Source organism: Pseudoalteromonas sp. McH1-42, from assembly GCF_022347845.1.
Classification (GTDB): Bacteria; Pseudomonadota; Gammaproteobacteria; order Enterobacterales; family Alteromonadaceae; genus Pseudoalteromonas; species Pseudoalteromonas rubra_D.
The window spans coordinates 144,573-166,216 of the sequence record NZ_JAKRFU010000007.1; the positions used below are offsets into that span (position 1 = coordinate 144,573).

General features: G+C 46.3%; 15 protein-coding genes. 9 read left to right on the plus strand and 6 right to left on the minus strand.

Annotated elements, in window-relative coordinates; translation table 11 throughout:
- Positions 1–404 precede the first annotated feature (404 nt).
- On the plus strand, positions 405–1,379 hold the full coding sequence (locus MHN31_RS07565; RefSeq protein WP_239443940.1) for a DUF1852 domain-containing protein: 975 nt from the start codon (positions 405–407) through the stop codon (positions 1,377–1,379).
- Positions 1,380–1,407: 28 nt separating this feature from the next.
- On the plus strand, positions 1,408–2,436 hold the full coding sequence (locus tag MHN31_RS07570) for a methionine synthase (RefSeq protein WP_194867805.1): 1,029 nt from the start codon (positions 1,408–1,410) through the stop codon (positions 2,434–2,436).
- Between the two features lie 85 nt (positions 2,437–2,521).
- Here MHN31_RS07570 and MHN31_RS07575 read toward each other — a convergent pair whose 3' ends face one another.
- The gene (locus tag MHN31_RS07575; protein WP_239443941.1) at positions 2,522–4,336 is read right to left on the minus strand and encodes a catalase; all 1,815 of its coding nucleotides are present in this window, start codon (positions 4,334–4,336) and stop codon (positions 2,522–2,524) included.
- Between the two features lie 296 nt (positions 4,337–4,632).
- Here MHN31_RS07575 and MHN31_RS07580 point away from each other — a divergent pair, with 296 nt between their 5' ends.
- On the plus strand, positions 4,633–5,667 hold the full coding sequence (locus MHN31_RS07580) for a kelch repeat-containing protein (protein ID WP_239443942.1): 1,035 nt from the start codon (positions 4,633–4,635) through the stop codon (positions 5,665–5,667).
- Positions 5,668–5,922: 255 nt separating this feature from the next.
- Here MHN31_RS07580 and MHN31_RS07585 read toward each other — a convergent pair whose 3' ends face one another.
- Positions 5,923–6,801, minus strand: coding sequence for a hypothetical protein (locus MHN31_RS07585; protein ID WP_239443943.1), 879 nt, complete (start codon positions 6,799–6,801; stop codon positions 5,923–5,925).
- A gap of 385 nt (positions 6,802–7,186) precedes the next feature.
- Positions 7,187–9,361: a phosphatidylinositol-specific phospholipase C domain-containing protein gene (locus MHN31_RS07590; RefSeq protein ID WP_239443944.1), complete on the minus strand. Its 2,175-nt coding sequence runs from the start codon at positions 9,359–9,361 to the stop codon at positions 7,187–7,189.
- Between the two features lie 612 nt (positions 9,362–9,973).
- On the opposite strand from MHN31_RS07590, the gene MHN31_RS07595 reads away from it, so the two are divergent.
- Positions 9,974–10,306 (plus strand): hypothetical protein, encoded by a 333-nt coding sequence (locus tag MHN31_RS07595; protein WP_125560538.1) that lies wholly within the window; start codon positions 9,974–9,976, stop codon positions 10,304–10,306.
- A 178-nt stretch (positions 10,307–10,484) separates the two neighbouring features.
- Here MHN31_RS07595 and MHN31_RS07600 read toward each other — a convergent pair whose 3' ends face one another.
- Both MHN31_RS07600 and MHN31_RS07605 read right to left on the minus strand, forming a co-directional pair.
- Complete coding sequence (locus MHN31_RS07600; protein ID WP_239443945.1) at positions 10,485–11,456, minus strand: Gfo/Idh/MocA family oxidoreductase; 972 nt, start codon at positions 11,454–11,456, stop codon at positions 10,485–10,487.
- Between the two features lie 14 nt (positions 11,457–11,470).
- Complete coding sequence (locus MHN31_RS07605) at positions 11,471–13,903, minus strand: TOMM precursor leader peptide-binding protein (protein WP_239443946.1); 2,433 nt, start codon at positions 13,901–13,903, stop codon at positions 11,471–11,473.
- A gap of 121 nt (positions 13,904–14,024) precedes the next feature.
- Here MHN31_RS07605 and MHN31_RS07610 point away from each other — a divergent pair, with 121 nt between their 5' ends.
- On the plus strand, positions 14,025–14,444 hold the full coding sequence (locus MHN31_RS07610) for a hypothetical protein (RefSeq protein ID WP_239443947.1): 420 nt from the start codon (positions 14,025–14,027) through the stop codon (positions 14,442–14,444).
- 729 nt (positions 14,445–15,173) lie between these two features.
- Here the strand turns inward: MHN31_RS07610 and MHN31_RS07615 are convergent.
- Entirely contained in the window at positions 15,174–16,292 is a 1,119-nt protein-coding gene (locus MHN31_RS07615) for a heme-binding protein (protein ID WP_125560546.1), read from the minus strand.
- A gap of 509 nt (positions 16,293–16,801) precedes the next feature.
- Between MHN31_RS07615 and MHN31_RS07620 the strand changes: the two genes are divergently transcribed.
- The 4 genes from MHN31_RS07620 (at position 16,802) to MHN31_RS07635 (ending at position 21,356) form a co-directional block, all read left to right on the plus strand.
- Positions 16,802–17,422, plus strand: a complete 621-nt coding sequence (locus MHN31_RS07620; RefSeq protein ID WP_239443948.1) for a glutathione S-transferase family protein — start codon at positions 16,802–16,804, stop codon at positions 17,420–17,422.
- A gap of 149 nt (positions 17,423–17,571) precedes the next feature.
- Positions 17,572–18,045: a hypothetical protein gene (locus MHN31_RS07625; protein WP_239443949.1), complete on the plus strand. Its 474-nt coding sequence runs from the start codon at positions 17,572–17,574 to the stop codon at positions 18,043–18,045.
- 285 nt (positions 18,046–18,330) lie between these two features.
- Positions 18,331–20,274: a RecQ family ATP-dependent DNA helicase gene (locus MHN31_RS07630; RefSeq protein ID WP_239443950.1), complete on the plus strand. Its 1,944-nt coding sequence runs from the start codon at positions 18,331–18,333 to the stop codon at positions 20,272–20,274.
- Between the two features lie 359 nt (positions 20,275–20,633).
- The gene (locus MHN31_RS07635) at positions 20,634–21,356 is read left to right on the plus strand and encodes a hypothetical protein (RefSeq protein WP_239443951.1); all 723 of its coding nucleotides are present in this window, start codon (positions 20,634–20,636) and stop codon (positions 21,354–21,356) included.
- Positions 21,357–21,644: the final 288 nt, after the last annotated feature.

Genomic DNA, 21,644 nt, shown 5'->3' on the forward strand with positions numbered 1-21,644 from the left:
CGAGCATATCGACGGTTCGTCTGTTGGTAACCGGTTCGCCACGTTCTGAGCGAGTATATCAAGATAATGTCTGTGGCTTTTCAGATAAGCTTTGAATATTCCTCACGTTTTACATGAAGTAAATTCAATTTAAGCATCTGGATGGCTAGATGTTTTTATTTCTAGGCGTTTTGGTTGCCATTTTTCTATGAGCCCCCTGCAAAATGCCAGAGTCTCGCAACAACCATGAATACAACTCAAGTTTTAGGTGAAATTAAACCGTTTTTCTTCAAGTGCTTGTCCGGGTAACAATGTAATTGCTCCAAACGCCAGGCTAGCTTAACGATGGCTAAGTGCATGCGCTGCACCGGGAAGAGCACATTGTACATTTGGGTTAATCACAGAATATTGGATACCAGAACGCCATGAATAACGAGTTTACTTTTACAGTTAAAAGCATCATTTTTGATGAAAACTACCATCCGTCAGACAGCACACGGATCACCACTAACTTTGCTAACCTGGCCAGAGGGGAAAGCCGCCAGGCCAACCTGCGTAATGCACTAAAGATGATAGACAATCGTTTCAATGCGCTGGCTAACTGGGATAACCCCAACGGTGACCGCTATGCCATTGAGCTGGAAATCATCTCGGTCGATATCGACGTGGCGGGTAACAAAGAGGCTTTCCCATCGATTGAAGTGCTAAAAACCAACATCATCGATCACAAAACCGGTGATCGCATCGAAGGTATAGTCGGCAATAACTTCTCATCGTATGTACGAGACTATGATTTCAGTGTGGTACTGCTGGACCACAACAAAGGTAAGTCACAGTTTAGCATTCCTGAAGGCTTTGGTGAGTTGCACGGCAAACTGTTCAAACATTTCGTGAATTCAAGCGCCTATAAACAAAACTTTAAAAAACTGCCGGTTATCTGCCTGAGCGTGTCAGACAGCAAAATCTACCAAAGAACTGAAAATCACCATCCGGTGCTGGGCTATGAATATGAGCCTAATGAGTCCTCGTTGACCGAACAATACTTTAAGAAAATGGGCCTGCAAGTACGCTACTTTATGCCGCCAAATAGTGTTGCCCCGCTGGCATTCTACTTCTTTGGCGATCTGTTGAATGACTACACTAACCTGGAGTTGATCAGCACTATCAGCACCATGGAAACGTTTCAGAAGATCTATCGCCCTGAGATTTATAACGCCAATGCGGTTGCCGGTCAGCGCTATCAGCCAAATCTGAAAAACCAGGACCATTCTCTGACGCAAATCGTTTATGACCGTGAGGAGCGCAGCAGACTGGCGGTGGAGCAGGGTAAATTTGCCCATGAGCACTTTATTAAACCTTACCAAAGTGTGCTTGAGCAGTGGTCGGCGAACTACGCCTGATAGTTAACGAGAATAAACGGCAAATATTATGAAAACACTTTTACCTACGTCCACCGCTGGTAGCTTACCTAAACCTTCATGGCTGGCACAGCCTGAGGTGTTGTGGTCTCCCTGGAAACTTGAAGATCAGGCGCTCGTTGACGGCAAACAAGATGCACTGCGAGTGTCGTTGCTGGAGCAGCAACTGGCAGGGATTGATATTGTCAGCGATGGCGAGCAAACCCGTCAGCACTTTGTGACCACCTTTATTGAGCACCTCGACGGTGTGGATTTCGAAAACCGTAAAACAGTTAAAATTCGCGACCGCTATGATGCCAGTGTACCCACTGTGGTTGGACCGATCAGTCGTCAAAAGCCGGTCTTTGTTGAGGATGCTCGGTTTTTACGCCAGCAGACCAATCAACCTATCAAATGGGCACTGCCCGGTCCGATGACCATGGTGGATACCTTATACGACGCTCACTATAAGAGCCGCGAAAAGCTGGCCTGGGAGTTCGCCAAGGTATTGAATCAGGAAGCTAAAGAGTTGGAAGCGGCCGGTGTCGACATTATCCAGTTTGATGAACCGGCTTTTAATGTCTTCTTTGATGAAGTGAATGACTGGGGCATTGCCTGTTTGGAGCGGGCCATCGAAGGCCTTAAGTGCGAAACTGCGGTACACATTTGCTATGGCTACGGTATTAAAGCCAACACTGACTGGAAAAAAACGTTGGGTTCAGAGTGGCGTCAGTACGAGGAAGTATTTCCTAAGCTGCAAAAGTCGAACATAGACATTATCTCGCTGGAGTGCCACAACTCGCGGGTGCCTGTTGAGTTATTATCCCTGGTTCGAGGCAAAAAAGTCATGGTGGGAGCCATTGATGTGGCAACGGATACCATAGAAACGCCTGAGGAAGTCGCAGCAACACTTAGAGAAGCACTGAGATATGTGGATGCCGATAAGCTCTACCCCTGCACCAACTGTGGTATGGCACCGCTTGCCCGTGACATTGCCCGGGGCAAACTGAATGCACTTAGTGCCGGCGCTGAAATCGTGCGTAAGGAACTTTTGGCTTGATTTAGATAAAAAAGGGCCAGGCTGACTGTCGCAATGTGTACATTCAGCGCGGCCCCGTTAACGGCGTTTCTTCAAACCTGACCAATTAGCGAATTGTCAGCACCCCGTCTATATTTTCGATGCTTGATGGATAGAGCAGGTTAGTGATATCCAGCTTAGACACCTGCCAGCTTTTATCTTCCTTTTGACAGCTTGCCGTCAATATCAGACGGATATTAGTACAGTGTTCACGATAGCTGCCAGTTGGAATAAAACCATCATAAGGCTCGTCTGCGGGTTCCGGTAATAGTTGGCTATGCTCGTAACGCAGCCCGCCAATGAGGTGCTCAATAGAAGTCGACACCTCGCGTACCACTCCATCTGCATCGCTCGCTTCACACTGCAATTCTACTGTGGCATTTTGTGAAGTGAGGCGATATGAGCCCTGAGGAAGATATCGATAAATATCGTCGGACTCCAGCGCTTGCTGAACCAGACTTAAATACTTGTCATCAATATTACTCAGGTCGGTCAGAATCGCATCGGTAATCGTATCGTCGTTGGCACCTTTTAATGCGTCAGCGATGTTTACCGCAAGACGCTTCTGCTCATCATCAGCCATGGCCAGAAACAACTTTCTGGGTTCAGAATAGTTGTCGTCATTGATTGTATCGTAGTTATCTACGGCTACATCACTTCCAGCGATGATATAAGGGTCTTGCGCAGAGGGCGCTGGCTGTGGGGCGTTAGGATCGCCATTGGGGAAAAAGTTCGGACCACTGCCCTGATTATCACCTAGGGCCATATTGCCGTCACGTTGATAGTCGTGAAAGCCTGCCGGGCAGCGTGGTTTGTTGACATCTAACTGATTAACATTCGTGCCAACCCGATGTTGTTGCGTTAAATTATAAATGAACATGCGCCCTTGCAACACGCGATCAGGTGACAAGCCTATACCTGGCACAAAGTTGGCTGGGTTAAATGCTGACTGTTCATTTTCGGCAAAGTTATTTGAGACGTTTTCATTGAGCGTCAATTCGCCAATTCTTTCATACGGGTAAACATCTTCTGGCCAGGTTGTTGTTGCATCAAATGGGTTGTAACCAAAGCGCTGTTCAAACTGCTCAATTTGCGCTTCTGTCATGGTTTGTAGCATGACGGTATATTTAGGAAAGTCGCCGTTTTCAATGCTTTCAACCATTTTCTTTTGTGCGCCATTGGGATCAGCGCTTGCGATTTCAGTCCCGATCAGGTTTTTAATTCCCTGCTGAGTCTGGAATTTGTACTTACCAAAACAGCGTTGACCCGCTTTGTTATAGAATACAAAGGCGTTAATACTGAAGCCGTTCATATTGGCATAAGACGCAGGTATGCCTCGGTCAGAGTTAACAAAGGTAAATGCAGAGAGGGTTTGTGGCTGCTTGCTGACAAACTCCAGTTTGCTTTGCGGACTGGGTAGATTGGTTTTTGGGTTTTTTCTTTCTGAGTGAGCAAAATCCGGTAGTTTTAATGGATCGCGCACCGTAAATACTGGTGAGCTCAGCATTAATAAATCGTAGTTACCGTCTTCGGTGTAAAACTTTACGGCAAACCCACGTAGATCCCGCTCGTAGTCGCTTGAGTCAATCCCACCGAATATCGTTGAAAAGCGGACAAAGACTTTGGTTTCTTTGCCTGTTCCGTTTAAGAACTTTGCGTGTGTAATTGCGCTTTGATCGTTGTCTAGTTTAAAGGTACCAAAAACTCCGGTGCCTCTGGCATGGAGTACCCGTTCAGGTGTGCGCTCGCGAGAAAAATGCGAGAGCTTCTGGAATAAATGGATATTGTCAAAAGTAAGTGGCCCCTCTTTACCGACAGTAATGCTGGCACTATCCTGACGAATAGGAGCACCCACTTCATTCGTTAGCGTTTTCTTGCTCATGTTCATTCCCTCAATTGACAGTATTGTCGCCAGAGAATGTAGTGCAGTACCTGCTTAATGTTATTACGTGAGATTACATATGATAATTTTATGTAATTTTTGATTTGGTTAAACGGGACCTGTTCACTGAGTGTCAGCGCAAATCCACAGTCTGACTCTTTGGGCAGTGCATACAACGGCTTTTTGTTGATGTCGGTAATATTTTACGGTAACAGTACGTCAGATGACGGCACAATATCTGATCTTGTGCTATTACAACAACGTATAACCAGATCACAGAGTTTTAAGGAGCAAGAATGCGACATTTATCAGCAAGTATCCTATGTCTGCTGCTATCGGGTTCACTTCAGGCCACCCAGAGCAACACACCAAGCCAGGCCTACAACTGGACAGCAGGTCCAGACTTACCCATGGCACTGCAAGAAGTATATCCTGCTGTATTTAATGAGCGTATTTTTGTTGGGGGCGGATTCACACCCTCTGACTCTCCGTCCTTTTCGGGGCTAGGTCCAAGCACAGACGTCTTTCTACTTAACCCGGCAAAAGAATTCTGGACAAAAGCACCGTCCTTACCTGCGCCACGTCACCACCTTGGTATGGTTAGTAATCGGCACTTCATTTATGGTATCGGTGGCTTTACGGGCGCTAAAGGCAGCGCCTGGGAAATTCAAAGCTCTGTATTCCGCCTGGATGGTAATCTACAAGTGTGGCGCACCGGCCCGTCGCTGCCTATTCCATTGGCTGAATCTGTGTATGCCAATGTCGGTAAGAATATTCATGTGATTGGCGGTAAAACGGTTTCTAGAGAGACTGGTAAAAATGTCGATACCGACGCCCACTATGTGCTTATTAACAACTCCTACTGGCGAAAGCTGAAATCAGCGAGCCTGGTCAGAAATTCTGCTGCCAGTGCAGTCATTGGTCATAAGATCTATGTTATTGGTGGACGTACATCAGGCCAGGATGGTGCTAATCTGAGTTACGCGGAAGTGTATGATACAAAAGCTGAAACCTGGACGCCTATTGCGCCGCTGCCGGTGGCTTCCGGCGGTTTGTCGGCCAGTGTTCTGGATGGCAAAATCATAGTGTCGGGCGGCGAGGTGTTTGGCCCGAAAGGTAACTGGCAGGCAGGTAAAGCCTTCGATGAGGTTTGGGCGTACGATCCGCAGACCAATCAGTGGCAGGCGCTGCCGGACTTGCCTCAGCCACGTCACGGACATGGCTCTGTCTCGTTAAACGAGCAACTCCATATTATCGGCGGTGCGGCTAAGGTGGGGCCGCAGGAAACCCTGTCGTCGACCATGACGTTGTCGATACAAGAAAGTGAATAGCCAAGCAGGAAACTTCAGAGATTTTGTCTTTTAAAGTTACTTTGTACTCTTGGATATAGAGTCAATTGGCTTTTTGTACAATAACTTTTTTCCACGCCTTAACGATCGTGATTGCTCCTTCTTAATAACTTTAGTTGATGCTTTGGCAAACTCGAGGGACACCGATCTATTTTTTTGAATGGGTACTATATCATCTATATTTGTGATAAAAGATTCTGGCTTTGCTCTAGAAAAAGAAAATAGTCTCATATAGGATCACTCACTTATATTGCCTTTCTTAATTATAATTGAAGATACTAGCCCTGCAATTATATCTGCAACCCCGCCTAAACAATCAATGTGCTTGGGTCCGAATACATTTATGTTCTTAGATGTTAGAAATAGTATACCTAGCATGTTTTCATCTGTTCCATCCCATGCATTTAGTCCAACAGCCATTAAGTTTTTTATTTCTTGAGGATAAGTTATGTGGTTTTGCGTATTTGTTAGTATATTAAATTGGATTGATTTATCAATATCACTACAAATAATTGCCCCTTTTCCTCCAGAGCGCTCTCTAAGGTAGCGAGCTAATCCAGAATTTGCAGAAATAGGTTCAGAGGTTTTTGCTCTTGAAGGGCTTAGGCCTCCTGTTCTGGACACTGTTGTGTAGTATAGCTCTCCATCTTTTTCCGATATGATGCGTGTAATTACTTGGATGTCTTTTTGTGGTATTAGTTCCTTAAATAGCTCTTGTACAGTATTGCAGATATCATTTAATGCACCACTCAACGAAACATCATCTGGATTTTTGTTCAATCGAGTGTGCCAGTCTCTTACTTTATGAGAAACTTGATGCGATAGGTATTTTACATTTAATGATCTGATAGTTCTCTTTCTTAGATAAAGTAAGCCGAAGAAACAAATTGACCCAATTGCTAGTGAGGTTATAGCTCCATTGAATATTGCATCTTTAGCGGTTTCCCATGTTAGGGAATCTGTCCACCACGGAGCTCCTGTTGTAGAGATGAAAATTAACAAAGCTGGAATAATTATGCTGCTAAATGTGCCAAAGACAATCCCTCGCCAACGAATCATCCCTTTGACCGTTTCGTCCCAACTTTCCCTACCATCGTAAAGTATTCTTGCTGGCATGGTTTCCTCGTTACTAAAATTTACACATTTTTAATCTAATATTCACTGCTATAATAGTCAATAGATCTTCAATTATTGTTCTTTGCATCAGTAGAAAGAGTTTGAGCTCAGTCGATAGGTTGCATTGCTTGTTAGTTTCGAGAATATCTAATCCTCAGCAATTAACAACATTTGGACTTCAATGATGCGCGGATTTACTTCATTGAAAGTTAATATTTATAATGTGATGTAACCTCTTGACTGGTTTTGAAAACCTATAAATGTTGTAGGAAGGTCAAAAGCCTTTGATGAAAGAGCTGATTGTCTATATTGACTAAAAGAAAAGGCAAATAGGAATAAGTCAGCTCTAATATAGTGAAAAAAAACGTTGAATTTACTTTTCAGTTTAAGGCAAACAACTGGCCTTGGTAAAAAAGTATCTCACTTCATAGTCTTCGCAGGTGGTGTAACTGCTGTTCCCGCCATTGCTGGAGTTCCAGCAGGCAAAGCCAGAGCTGTTGTTGACCAGGTTTTGCCCGCTCAGGCTTGAGTCCAGCTTGCTGCCTTTGACTCGCGCAACGACGCCTGCAACATCATTGGTGCTGCAACTGGCTGCAATGTTGCCCGCAGACTGGTGTGAGCTGAACAGCTCGTTATCACCACTGGCCGGGTCATCGCGGTCAAGCCAGCCTGTTGCATAGAGGCCGCCGTTGACCTGTGAACTGGCGATACGGTAAACACCCAGTGAATTCAGTTCTTTATTCTCGGTGCCATGAAAGGCAAACAATTGCTGGCTGGCACTGGCTGAGTAGGTTGTACAACTGCCAGAGGCTGCCCCCCCTTTCACCGAATTGCCATTGCTGGAAGTCAGCTTCAGGTAGTACACGGTATCGTAGCCATATTTGCCATCGTCTTTACAGATCTGCAGACTCTTCAGATGCTCGCCTTTGCTGGTATCAAAGGTCAGTTTATTGCCCCAGCTACCGCCGCTGCCACCGTAAGTAACACACAACTCGGATGTGCCCACACTAGCATGTGACAGGCTTTGTTTGGTCTCGTAACAAGCCTGAAACCCATCCACCCGATTGTTTGAGCGAACCCGTACTGAGCTGAGGTTAAAGGTGCCGCCCACCAGAGCTTTACGCTTTAATAAAGCAATATCGTTGAAGGCGTCGCCTTTACTGGTCGAGCCCACCGCGTTGTTTTTCACGTACTGCCAGTCGATATATTCAGCAGAGTTAGACAACCAGAAAGAGTCGAATGCCTTGTAATAGTTCACCCAATGGTGCTCTGAACTGTTACCGATGGCGTTTTGTAGCTGAACATGTTCATAGGCGTTGAATGGCATCGCAAACTGATAGCTGCCGCCCAGGCTCTGACAGTTCGCAAAGCCCATGTCCCAGCTGCCTTTGCTGGTGGTCAGCTGCCAGTTGCGGTTGTCATCCACACAAGCATGGTACTGATAAGTGGAGCAGGCTTTGTCGACAATTGCAGCGTCGCTTTCGAGACTCGCACAGTCACCAGAGCCATTGGGTCGGTTTGATTTCCACGACCAGATAAAGTCCTCAATCTGGACCTCATTGGCACCATAGCCGCTGGCAGCACTGGTGTTATTGGCTTCGACCAGCGCCAGTTCGAGAATTTGTGCGCCTTTGTTAGCCCACTTGCTGATCACATTGCTACCGGTTTTACTTGAGCTCGGGCCATCCGGGTTGAGCTGAGTCGCGCCATCAATGATCACTGTCATATTGTTGGCTAGGTAATGCGCGGTTTGGTCGCCATTTACACACTCATTGCTGCCGTTTTGACAAAATGGCTGATTGCTTTGCAGGTTACCATTGGCATCAAAGGCATCTACGCCGATAAACACGGTGTTCCAGAACTTGGAGTAGCTACCGCTGCTGTGATAGGAGCACAAATTGCTGTGATCTCTGGGGGTTTGCACTACGGCAACCAGCTGCTTACCCGCAGCCAAAATGTCGCGTTTGGTGAGGTGCGACACTGGCAAGGATGCGCAGCTCTTATCGGCATAGCCCCAGTCCGACGGCATCAGCAGATAGTCGCCGATGTCTTTTTCCAGACGTTCGCCAATTTTGTTGTGCCAGTTTTTATGGTCGTTATGCTTGTATGATTCGATCTTCAGTAAAACAACCTCGTCCGGGTTGTCTTTCAGAAAGTCTTTTATGTCGTCTAACCCTTCCGACAACTTAGCGTGAAAGCTGGAGCAAATAGCCTTATTTTCCAGTGAGTTGTGACACAGCATAGGGGTTGAATCAAAGGTGCCTTCCGGATAGATATCAAACTCCATTACCCGAATGCCGCGCTTAAGCAGACTTTTGGGTGAATAGTATTGATTGACGTCGGTATAGGTACCTTTGCTCCAGGCATGTGAGGCATAGGCATTGTGCGCCCCGGCCCACAAGGTTTTAGAAAATGGCGCAAAGTTGTCTATCTGCCCTTGCAGATCCAGTCGGGTGACTTTCTCATCATCGGTTTCTATTGCGGCGCTTACTGCAAATGATAGGCAAGATGTTGCTACCGCACCTGCCAACAACAGCGCCAGTGTATTGCTTGGTTTCATAGTAAAAATCCTCTCCTTTTAGTGTGATGCTGGTCCTTAACCAGGGCGCTATTTACGCACCCTGTACGAGCAACCGCGGCAAATATAGGCGTGAAAAGTGCAAGAAGTGTGAAGAAAAGAGTTTAAACTCTAAAGTTGTCAGGTAGAAATACACCTGGCTTCGTTTTGAGGTGAGAAAAGGACCGATCCTCGACGTCAGGGCCGTTTCATGGACAAATTACATGAAGTTTTTCACAAAACTGGGATTGAAAATAAAGGGTTGAAAGCAGGGCTGTTATCACATGCAGCGCCATTATCGCGGACGCGTGCGAGCCGGGAACTGTTAACCAAAAGCACCAAAAACTCTTGCTATGAATCGCCTGATTGCGCCATAGGTGCTTGTATAATAGTAATAAATTGGTTCTAATAAAGGTAAAAGAGAACGCTGACAGAAATAAGTTGCGTTAGGAATCAAAGCGCGTACAGCTTGTTCATCAAAAGCTACTCCAGTAAAGCAACCAGGATGTTAACAGAATACGATATTTTGGCAGCGAACTGATCAAACAATGAACAGCGCGCATTGCATACATGTCAAAGCCAAGTCTGTTCGACCACTCCATATCTGAGGAAATTATGAAAAATAAAATAGTGTTAGGCTTATTTTTAAGTGCCCTTTCATCCAGCGTTTTTGCGGCTAATGAGGGCAAAATCACTTCGATTGCCTTTGCTGGTGCAAATATGTCAAGCCATCCGGATGTAGTCCAATTACAAATTGAAGGCGGCTTTGAGTCGGCCGATTGCAATACAGGTGTTGCTGCAATAAGGAAAAGTGATACACACCTTGTTTCTGCTGCGCTTGCCGCATTTGCAATGGGAAAGCCGGTAAAAGTGTTCCTTAATGCGCACGACCTTTATTTTCCCTCACAAAAACGATGTGTCATATCAATGCTGACAATGGCGAAGTAAAGCCAACATTGAATGCCATTTTGTTGAGACCCACCCAAAACTGATAACAAAGGGTACTACAAGGAAGATACAGTGTGGATATCCACCTATACTTTTCGGGTATGTTCTACGTTAAAATACAACACTTTTTGTCTTTCCAGCGGGTACAAACTATACCCGGTGGAAAGCACATTGACTGTTATGCAGCGCAGTCGTCTTTGGCCTGGGGCTGTAATTCCATTAATACTGCCTGCCATAACCCGCTTAATGCTGATAAATAATCTGGCTGCTGATATAGCGGCTGTGTTTCGCCTTGTATTGTGGCTGCCAATGCCGCAATGGCGTTGAGGTTACACTGATCTCTGTGGGTCATTAATTGCTGTTTGTCCATGGGGACAAGCTCAACAGGCATATAGGTTCGCCATGTTTCACTCGGCAGGCTTTGGCTTGAAGGAAACCAGCTTAACGGGCCTGTGGTTTCGCTGAGTGTTAAAGTACCATGCGGAAATAGCGCAGAGCACTGATGGTTTAAAAAAGTAGCGCTGCCGTCATCTTCAGCAGACGAAAAGTTCTGGCATAAGACAGAGACAGTAAGGCTGTCGGTTTTGAGCATGACAGGCTGAAACGCCATTGGCTCACCGTTGTATTTGATGACCTCGAGTCCTTCAAACCCACCCAATGCACGGCCTAACAGATCCAGCGCTGAATAAAGCGTTCTTAAATTGGCACCCATGGCATAGTGCATACAACCAAACCCTTGCTGATACGCGTTCAGGATGGATTGTAAAAATGCCTGAGGAGCGTAGAGGTCGGCAAAGTGCCCGTTGACGTGAAAATACACCTGGTGCTGCTCGGCTAGTGCCAGTGCTTTTTGTACAAACGCCTGATCAACGGGGTGCTCACACAACACAGAAACGCCTTGCTTTAGCAAAGATAAGACAATGGCTTGACCCGCATCGCCCGATACTGCGACACATGCGATATCAATAGAGTCAGCCGGAACTGCACTGACATCAGTGTAATAGGGCACACCCAGTTGGTGTGCGATCTGTTGAGAATGTTCACTGCCTTTTGACAGGACACCCACACAGGTGAAGCTGTCTTGTGGAAACTGAGTTAAAGCGCGAATATACGTGGAACCATAGTGGGTACCACAAACGAGTACTTTCATAATATTATCCTTTTCTAAGCAATTGGATGTGGCTCTTGGTTAACCGGCCGCCCTTGCAACAATTTGCGCAGCCTTGGGTTGTCTACCCGTTTAAATTGCTCACCAAAGTGAATGGGTTGCATGTTGACACCAATAGCACGCGCAACCCTGAACGGGCTGAGTGCCATATCTGGTGAGGTAACATCCACAATGGCGACTTCGACCCCAGCTGTATCCAGGCGTTGCTTAAGCTGGCCGACGTGTGTGATCACCTCATACGGCCAGTCTTCCAGCGTTTTCGCCTCGCTGATGGGTCGGCGCATAAAGTCAAAGGCCGCGAGTTTGCTTTTACTAAAATAATAGGCCGCGTGATCTTCCAGACTTGTTACATCACTGATTTGCTGAGGAATTGCCTGTCCAGAGCGCATCAATTGGCACAGATAAGGCATTACATGGCCTTGTTCCAGCAATGCTTTGCGCATGGCAACTTTGATATCTCCGTGCGTGGCCAGGGCCACTGAGACTGCGGGGGTGCGATAGCCATCTCCCAGCGCTAAACACACGACCGTTGGCACGTGTAATCCCACATCCAGTAAGTAGCATTCGAGCTCAATGCCCAGCTCAGTTAACTCTTCAATCATAACGCGCATTTTGCCCTGGTTTAGTGCCTCGTAACTGAGACGTTCGCAGGGCTGCTGTGCATACCAGGTGAGCATCATAGCGTCGCGTTCTATGAGTTCATAACAGGCTCTGAGTTCAGCATCATCGTTGTTTTGGCCAGCCGCGAGCCCATTTGATGACACCTGACTAAACTGCTCTTTATAAGGGCAGGCAAAGTTAAAATAGCTGACCAATGCCGGTACCCATACAGGCTCTTTGGTTGCCAGCCAGTTGCCGCGGCACCAGTGTATTTTTTGTTTTCTGTGCCATTTGTGAAACGGGAAATTAGGCGTGCTGTATTGTTTATTGGAATACAACACTAAGGTATCCGGATCGACATAGTCACCGTTTAACTGGCTAATTGAGGCATATTTGCAATCACTCAATCGGTATCTGGCCGCCGAGTAGCGCTCCAGAGCCTCACCGACGGCACTAATATGCGCTGAAATAGTATCTAATCCTTTACCTGAGCCAACCTGACCTGAGGCTCTTGGGTCAAATTCGCCCTCCGTAAACGAGGATACCCCGGCAGATGCTGTGATCGGGAAGTCAGGTAAATGTGGCGCATGTCCCGTGAGCTGGCGGACGATCCCTGTGAGGGGATCGACCCAGCCTTCAAATAGCGATTTAAATTGCTCAACATCCTGGAGTTGATTTAGCGGGTTAGTGGCAGAGTGGGTATCTCGATGCATGGATAACGCGTGGGTATTCATATCGCTATGATCAAAACCACAAACATCACACCAGGGAATAGGAATAATGGCATGTTTTTCTGCCTGGTGCGTAACCAGGTTTTGTACCATGACACGCGATACCAGTTCGCTTTCGCTATAGCCCCAGAGGATTTTTAATGCCTCCATGGCAAGCTGTTGGCCCGTGATGGCAGACATAGGTGTAAGCATACTGCGGGCACGGCCGTCACGATTCTTTTTATGGCTTTTTTCTAATTCATGTGCAAGCTCACCGTGTTGTTCTGTGCCCAGCTTTCTGAGTCTTAAGCAGTTCCAGCATGAGCCTGAGGTGGTGTCATCTAAATTGACCACCGGACCTATCCAGCTCTCCAGGCCGTCGAGGTGGCCATAAAGTGTTTTAATCGTGTGCTGATGCACATATTCAGAGACTTTATGCGACCAAAAGTGGGCATCTTTACTTAACGTGACTATGGCCAAATCCCAGTCATTTGATGGGCTGCCTAACTGGGGGTTATCGCAGGTGAGCTCAGAGTGGCTGATCTGCATCCAGGGGTTGCGCTGTTGCAGTGCCGCTGTAAAGACCTGTGCTCTGGGTTTACCAATGTCTTGTGGCGTGAGAAAGCGGTGGCATGTTAAATCGTCGTTGGTGATATTTTCTTTATCTAATAAATGAACATGGCCGACACCCGCAGTACCCAGCTCTTCCAGTAGCGTGACAGCCCAGGGTTCAAGGCCGATAACGAGTACCCGGCAGGGATCAAGAGAGTATACCTGGTCCTGGCTGTGTGGTTGTTGGCTTGCTTGCTGCCAGGGGCGTAAAAAGCGGGTTTGTACTAAACCGGGCGGTTGAAATTCAAGTTGTTCAGAGACTTCTTCCAACAAACCATACTGGCTGAGCAGTTGCAGCACGGCCTCAATACTTGCATCCCCATATTCAGGTAAACGGGTGCAAATTTCAGCCTGTGTCAGCTCTCCCTTAAGCAATGGCAGGATTTTTTCAACAAAGTCGGAGGTATCGCGACCGTGAATCTGGAAGTCTCCCAAATCTGAACTTAATAACACACCATTGCTGTTGGGATTAATGCTCGCAGCCGGGGTCAATCTTAGCTTTTTCATAAATTAAACATCCAATTTCTTAAGACACTCCTCGCACAAAGCGGGGAGTGTCAATAACTGCGTGCTAGCCGCCGGTGCTGCATGGTGTGCATGTTACGCATTGGTAACCCTGCACACACTGATGGGTGCACTGAACGCATTGATAAGTACACTGCAAACACTGCTGGGTACACTGAACGCATTGATGGGTACACTGCAAACACTGGTGGGTGCATTGAAGACATTGATGAGCACACTGCACACATTGTTGGGTGCACTGAGCACAATGATAAGTGCATTGAAGACACTGTTGAGCGCATTGCACACATTGAGACGCACACTGATAACACTGCGCACAGAAGTTCACCACACAGGGGTAGCAGGTATCACATTTGGTGATGTGTGCACACTGCTGGCAATGTGCCTTTTGTTCCGTTTGACACAAAGCGCAGAAATTCACAGTGCATGGGTAACAGGTGTCACACTTGGTAACCGGCTGGCACTGCTGGCAGAAGTTAACGATGCACGGATAACAGGTTTCGCACTTTCTGGTGGCACATAGCTGGCATTGCCCGTTTTGACCCGGCTGGCACATAACACAGAAAGTCACAATACATGGATAGCAAGTATCACACTTAGTGACAGACTCACATTGTTGACAGAGGGTAACGGTACATGGATAGCAGTAGACGCATTGCGTGATTGGAGCGCATTGCTGACAGAAGTTAACAATACAAGGGTAGCAAGTATCACATTGAGTGACAGGTGCACATTGCTGACATTGCAGAGTCTGGCCCGGTTGACAGAGCGCACAGAAATTAACAATGCAGGGATAGCAAGTGACACAGTTAGTAACTGGCTCACAGGTTACACACTTATGGGTCGTCTCACATTGTATGCAGGCTACACAGGGGGTAGGTGGGCCCAGCGGCTGATAGCTAGTACCAACAGGAGCACAGGTTGCACATAGTGTGGTAGTGCACGGGACACACAGGATTGTTGGTGCGGCACATGGAGCACAAGGTGTGCAGTAGTAACATACAGCACAGTCGGCAATGCCAGACGGGTTACAGCGTGCTTCTAGTGCTTTGACTTTTGAGGTGAGCTCAGTTACCTGTAACTGAAGTTCTTTGATAGCTTGTTCGCTCATCATACTTTCCTTAAGTTAAGTTTACTGTGTTATTTGGTATCGAGTACCAAAAACAACCTAGGTTTGTTGCTTGCCGCACATGTCATAAGTGGCAAACAGCATGTCTTTAAAAGACACATTCATCACATTGCAATAGGGAACTTATTGCACTTTAAACAGGGTGTTGGCCGTTATGTGTGGAAACATGTAACGGCTTCGTTTGCTGGGGTCTTTGCCGTTTATTAAACTAAAGTCCAGCGTAATATCCTGACTGTACTGCAGCATATTCTGGCCATTGGATAGTCGCTCTAACCACATAGTGGTTTTGAAACGAGGCACATTGGAGTGCGTTTGCATAAAGGGCGTGTTGGCGATATTGCCGTCGGCTTGCGTATCGACATCCAGCACTGTGGTGTCGATTACGCCTATGCCTTGCTGGTAAAGACTGTCTAAAGCAACCTGCAGCACAATGTTGGGGTTCACATTGGGGTTTTCAGGAATATCAGGACCATAAGGGACTTTAAAGCTTGCACCGCCAGCCGTGGGCAGGGCGTTGGCAACAGGAATGCTGGGCGCACCTTTGAAGCAATCGTGCCCTCCAATAGCCAAAATTGAATTTCCATGCGGTACAGACACTTGTTTTACAATAGTCAGGTCCGGTGCTTGCACCGGGAGCGGATCGGGGGTATCCGGCACCCAGGGTTTCTTGTTCAGGGTACCTTGCCCCTGAGGTGCAATCACCTGATGTAACCAGCTGCCATTTTCAGCATGGACGAGCTCATCTTTTTGCGGGCCATCGGCAAAAAATACCCGTTGCGAATAAAAAATGGTGTAGGCATCTTGCTCGTAATTACCCGCCCGGTTAGCCACTTTGCCCTGAATCGCGCTAAAGGTCATGACCTCGTAGTAGGGGATATTTTTTAAGATGAAGCCATTCGGGGCATTATCTTGCGGGATCGGCATAACATTAAATCCCCCGTATCGTGTGCTAACCCAGGTCCCAATTAACCCGGCCAATGGCCCGAGCTTTTCAAGGATCTCACAGTTTTGATCGCCACCACCGGCTGCAATGAGCGGCACATTAAAATCTGGCACAAAATTCGGCTGTTGCGGGTTAGTTGGCTTGTCTGTGCAGTTAAGCTGCTGAGGGATGCATGAGGCGCAGCGTAATATGGCGCCGTGGGTATTGGTTTCAGAACAGTGTTTGTTCAGATCTTCAAATGCTGATTGAAGTTGCGCAATTTCAACTTGTAATTGCGCAATGGGGTCTTGCTTACTCATGGTTTACTTTCCTTGCTGTGTAAAATTATCGGTAGATTAATTTTTCAACAGTCTTTGAGTGTATCAGCAAGGTTTCCCAAATTTTATTACATCCTATTACACAAAAATAACGTTCGGCAGGTATGCATGATCTGTGTTGCTCAGATTACATGAGGTGTTGTTTGTGAGTGCTTGCTTTTAATATGGTTCTTGTTACGCATAAGCCCACTGTAGAGCTTGGATAAAAAGCGGCTTTACGTTTATTGATAGTGAATTGATTCGTAAGGGTCCGAGCTCTTTGTTGAGCTGAACGTAACAAACTCCACTGTCATCCGGACGCTTGCGAGCAGGGAGCGGCTAACCTGCAATGCAGAAGTTCCTTCTGGTCAAGTACCTGACAAACCACTTTGTAGTAAACACTTAGCCATTTGTTTTTATTATGGATATGCTACCAGGTACCCTGCTGTAAGGTCGTAAGTAGTAAGCAGCAAAATCATTACAACTTCGGATAAATAAACTAACTAGCGATTATGGTTGAAGAGATTAGTATCAAATTGTTTGAACTAGGCCCGACAAGGTCTGCCCGGGTACGCTGGGCATTGCTTGAGGCAGGGCTAACATTCGAGTCTGTGCAATACGGAGTAGAGATATTTAAGTCTACGGAGCTATTAAACATTCACCCATTGGGCAAGTTACCCGCGGTATTAATCAATGGACAGCCTCTTTTTGAGTCAGCGGCCATTGTCACGGCGATAGCCGATCTAGTGCCAGATAAGAAGTTGATAGCAGCGCCTTCAAGTTGGTTGAGAAACCTGCATAACCAATGGGTTTGTTTTACATTGAGTGAGCTGGAGCCTTTTGTACAGTCAACCGAGATCAACTCAATGGATTTTGTTTTACCAGCAGAGCAGCACGTTCGGGAAATTGTCCCGCAAAATAACATGCTGTATAAAAAAGCGGCCACAGCGTTAGAAAAGCACTTTTCCCGGCACGACTACCTGGTTGACGACCAATTCTCGGTTACAGATATCGTACTTGCATACACCTTGTGCTGGGGACAAGAGCAAAAGTTGCTGGATGACTTTCCGAACATCAATGAGTATATGGATCGACTCTATAACCGCGAGCATTGCACATTAAAAAAACCATAGGGGCAGCTTAGCACCTTTGCTCTACAAGCCTGAATTTATGGAGGGGTCTGGCAAAGCTTGCTAACACTGCATTAGTTAAGTAAGGCGCTTGCGCGGTGTTGAATTCTAATACGTATACGTGCCTAGATTTTTATTATTTGGAATAAGAAATGTCGAAGATTCTATTATTGTTTATTTTAATTTTGCCTATCTTAGGCTGTCAGACGTCTGGTGTGCAATCAACCAGTAGCGTTGAGCTTGTCCCTGAGGCTATGAATTCAGAATTGGAGTTTAAACTCAAAGAGAATGCAAAGCTTGTTGTTTCTTCCATGTCAAAGTTAGTAGATTTTGAATTTGATTACTCTGAAAGATCTGTTAAATGGTTGGATGGATTTATTAATCGTAATCAGGACCTTACTTTGGTCGATACTTTGGGTTCATATTTAGGTGAGGCTCTATTAAGGAAATATGGTGGTACTTGGGTAATAATCGAAGGGGGTCCCGCGCTTGAAATTCGTCCTGATTTTATTATGTTTCCGTTTTCAAAGGTCGAAAAGCAAATTGTATATGGAGAGCAAGAGTCAATCACAGAGTATTTTTTAATGACAGAGGTTATGCTTAAGAGGTATGAGCACAGAGGTTAGGGAGTTGGATATCCACTCCTGTCTTCTGAATGTCTGTGAACTGGGATTTACCAACGTGTGGCACAGTGGTGCCCCGTTGCATCCGAACATACACACCCCACTGTCATCTCGGACGCTTGCGAGCCGGGATCTACTGGCCAGCAATACTGTGGTTCCTTTTAGTCGCGAACCCTACCAACCCCGCCGTAACTCAGTTGCTATCCAACCCGTCAAACTGGTTAGGTATTACTGGAGATCAGTATTGTGTTATCTTACACGACAGTTGTTAACACGGAATTTTGCATCATGAACGAATCGGTGATCCACCAGACCTTATCGCAGCGCTTTGGCTTTTCAGCATTCAGACCTGGCCAGGAACAAACTGTCACACAGCTGGTTAACGGTCACTCTAGCCTCGCAATTTTCCCAACCGGCTCTGGTAAATCTTTGTGTTATCAGCTGACGGCCTTGCAGCTCCCCAATTTAACCTTAGTTATTTCGCCTCTGCTGGCGCTCATGAAAGATCAGCTGGAGTTTTTACACAGCAAAAATATCAATGCGGCCAGTTTAGATTCAACGTTAACTCGAGAGCAAAGTCAGTCTGTGATGCAAAATGTCAGAAATGGCAGCATTAAAGTGCTGATGATCTCGGTTGAGCGATTTAAGAACGAACGTTTCAGAGAATTCATCAAGCAAGTGCCTGTTTCTATGCTGGTGGTTGATGAAGCGCACTGTATCTCTGAATGGGGTCACAATTTCAGGCCCGATTATCTTAAGTTACCCGACTATCGCAATGAGTTAAACATCCCACTGGTGCTGCTGCTCACCGCCACAGCGACCAAAAAAGTAAAGCGCGATATGGCGGACCGGTTTGATATAAAACCCGAGCATATCGTGCAAACGGGCTTTTATCGCGCCAACCTGGATTTAAGTGTGTATGCCTATCCGGAAGAGCAAAAAGTGCAGGCACTGATTGGCTATTTAAAGCAACAAGCTGGCGCAGGCATTGTGTATGTCACGCTGCAACAACAGGCTGAGCAGGTGGCTAAGCAATTGCAGGCAGCGGGCGTAAATGCCGCTGCCTATCATGCCGGGCTGGATGACAGCCTTCGTCAGAGTATCCAAAACGATTTCATGAACAATCACAAACAAGTGATTGTTGCCACGATTGCCTTTGGTATGGGCATAGACAAATCCGATATTCGGTTTGTGGTGCACTACGACCTGCCAAAATCGATAGAGAATTACAGTCAGGAGATAGGCCGTGCAGGGCGCGACGGGCAATTTTCTGAGTGCATTACCCTGGCTAACTTAGATGGCGTTGCGACGCTTGAGAACTTTGTTTACGCCGACACCCCAGAGCAAGCCAGCATTCAGGCACTGATTGATGAAATTCTGTCGCAGCAACAGCAGGGGTTATGGGAAATGCAGGAGCTCAGCGCCTCTAAAGTCAGCAATATCCGATTGCTGGCATTGAAAACCTTGTTGGTGCAGCTCGAACTCAAAGGCGTAATTGAGGCCAAATACGCCTTTTACGCCGACTTTAGATTCAAGTGGTTACGCACAGAGCAAGAAGTTATCAGTATGTTTGATGCGAACCGTCAGCAATTTATCCAGCAGGTAATTGCCAATACGCAATTTAAGAAAGTGTGGGGCACCGTTGATATTCAAGCCTTAGTGCAACTAGGGCACGACAGAAATCGAATTGTAGCGGCACTGGACTACTTGCATGAGCAAGGGCACATTGAGCTTGAGTCAAAGCGCATGATGCAGGTTTATCAGGTAGACGAAACCAAGCTGGCAGAGCCAAATCTGGCCAAAGAACTTGCCGACTACTTTTTAGATAAGGAGCAAGCCGAGGTTAAACGCATCGCTGCCATGCTGCGCTTTTTTGAGTTAAATACGTGTTTGAGTTACAACTTAGCGCGCTATTTTGACGATGAAAATGCCCCAGAGCAATGCGGACACTGCTCAGCGTGCCGAGGCCAGGTTGCACAATTAACCCAGTCTAAGCAGACAGAATTTCCCTCGGACGACACATTACGAAGCGACCTAAGTGCGCTAAAACAGCATTTGACCCAAATTGGCGTTACGCCAAGCCTGGCAATACTGACTCGATTCCTAACCGGCATGACCTCGCCTTTGGCAACCTCTTCCAAATTCAGACAACGCGCCGGGTTTGGCAGCTGCACAGACATTCGCTATCAGCAGGTTTTGAGTAAAGTACAGCAATTGGGTTTTGGGGTGTAATGGTGCGTAAATGCACCGTATATCTTTAATCAGGTAGAAATAAAACCAAAGCGAAACAGTGTATGAATGAGTTCCGACCTGGCAGTCAAACCTGACATGGCCGAACTTCTACTTCAAAACTAGAACTTTTTCTCAAAACGGCATCCACCTCGGTCATCCCGGACGCTTGCGAGCCGGGATATGCCAACGTACGGCACAGCTGTATCCTGGGGCATCCCATTTGGGGTAGGTTGCATATTTTCCCAGGCAAGGCTGTTAGCAGTGAAATGAACATAAGTTGCTGTATATATTGTGTAATAATATTTACATATTACAGTTTTTCCCTATAATGACCGCTTCTAAATAAAAAGGAATATTTTATGTTAAGAAAAGCAAGGCTGTTATCTACAATCTTAGTATTGCCGCTATTTAGTGCAGCTTCTTTGGCATCTGATTATGTTACTGCAACACCGTCGCAAGTCGACCTAAATGATACCGTGACGATAGACTGGTCAAACTACTACCTCTCCAGTAAATACCCAAATCCAACATACAACTTATATGTTACTAAGCCGACAGGTGAACCAAAAAGGGCATATCGACGTGGTTTAACTACGACCAGAGACATTCGAGGACCAAACACCGTGAGTGGTCGTCAAACAATCGAAATAGAAGTATGTGATCAAAATGGGCAAAACTGTATTACAAATAGTGATGGCCGAGTAAGCTTTACTGTTAAGCATGGTTGCATACTAAGTAGTGCAGGCTTGGGTTATTATTATTATTGTGATGGTAATCAAATTACTCAAGGTATTGTAAATAATGCGATTGCTAAGAGTAAGATAACAGATTTTATTTCAGTGAAGAACAGGCTTTATTGGAAGTATAAACTAACAAATGGTTCGGGTACTCAATACGCTTGGTATACGAATTGCCGCTCAGGCGGAGCGTTGGAGCGCGTGACTGAATTAATAGAAAACAGTGACGACCGCATAGATAGCTTCTTCGCTCGCCACAATGATGGTAAGGCAGAGTGGTACTTTTATGACAGCTCATTCAATATGTCCTTTCCTCGAGAAGCCTATCACAGTGATTGTCGATAGAGTCTAGCGCTTAAAACAGCTATGCTTTATTAAACATAGCTGTTTTAAAGTCACTTCAGTGAAAGCAGATTAAGCGTAAGTTACCGAAATTAAAGCCTACAGTGTGCACATAAGCTATGTGGACATTCATCTAAAAGTTGATGTAACTCCTACTTGAAACGGCTCACTTTTGATTTTTGAATGTATGGCGGGGGAGCAATCGTTATTCACCACAACCCTTGAGTGGTACTCCGCTGCAGCTAACCTCACAAGCCCCATCGCCATCCCCGACGCTTGCGAGCAGGGAGC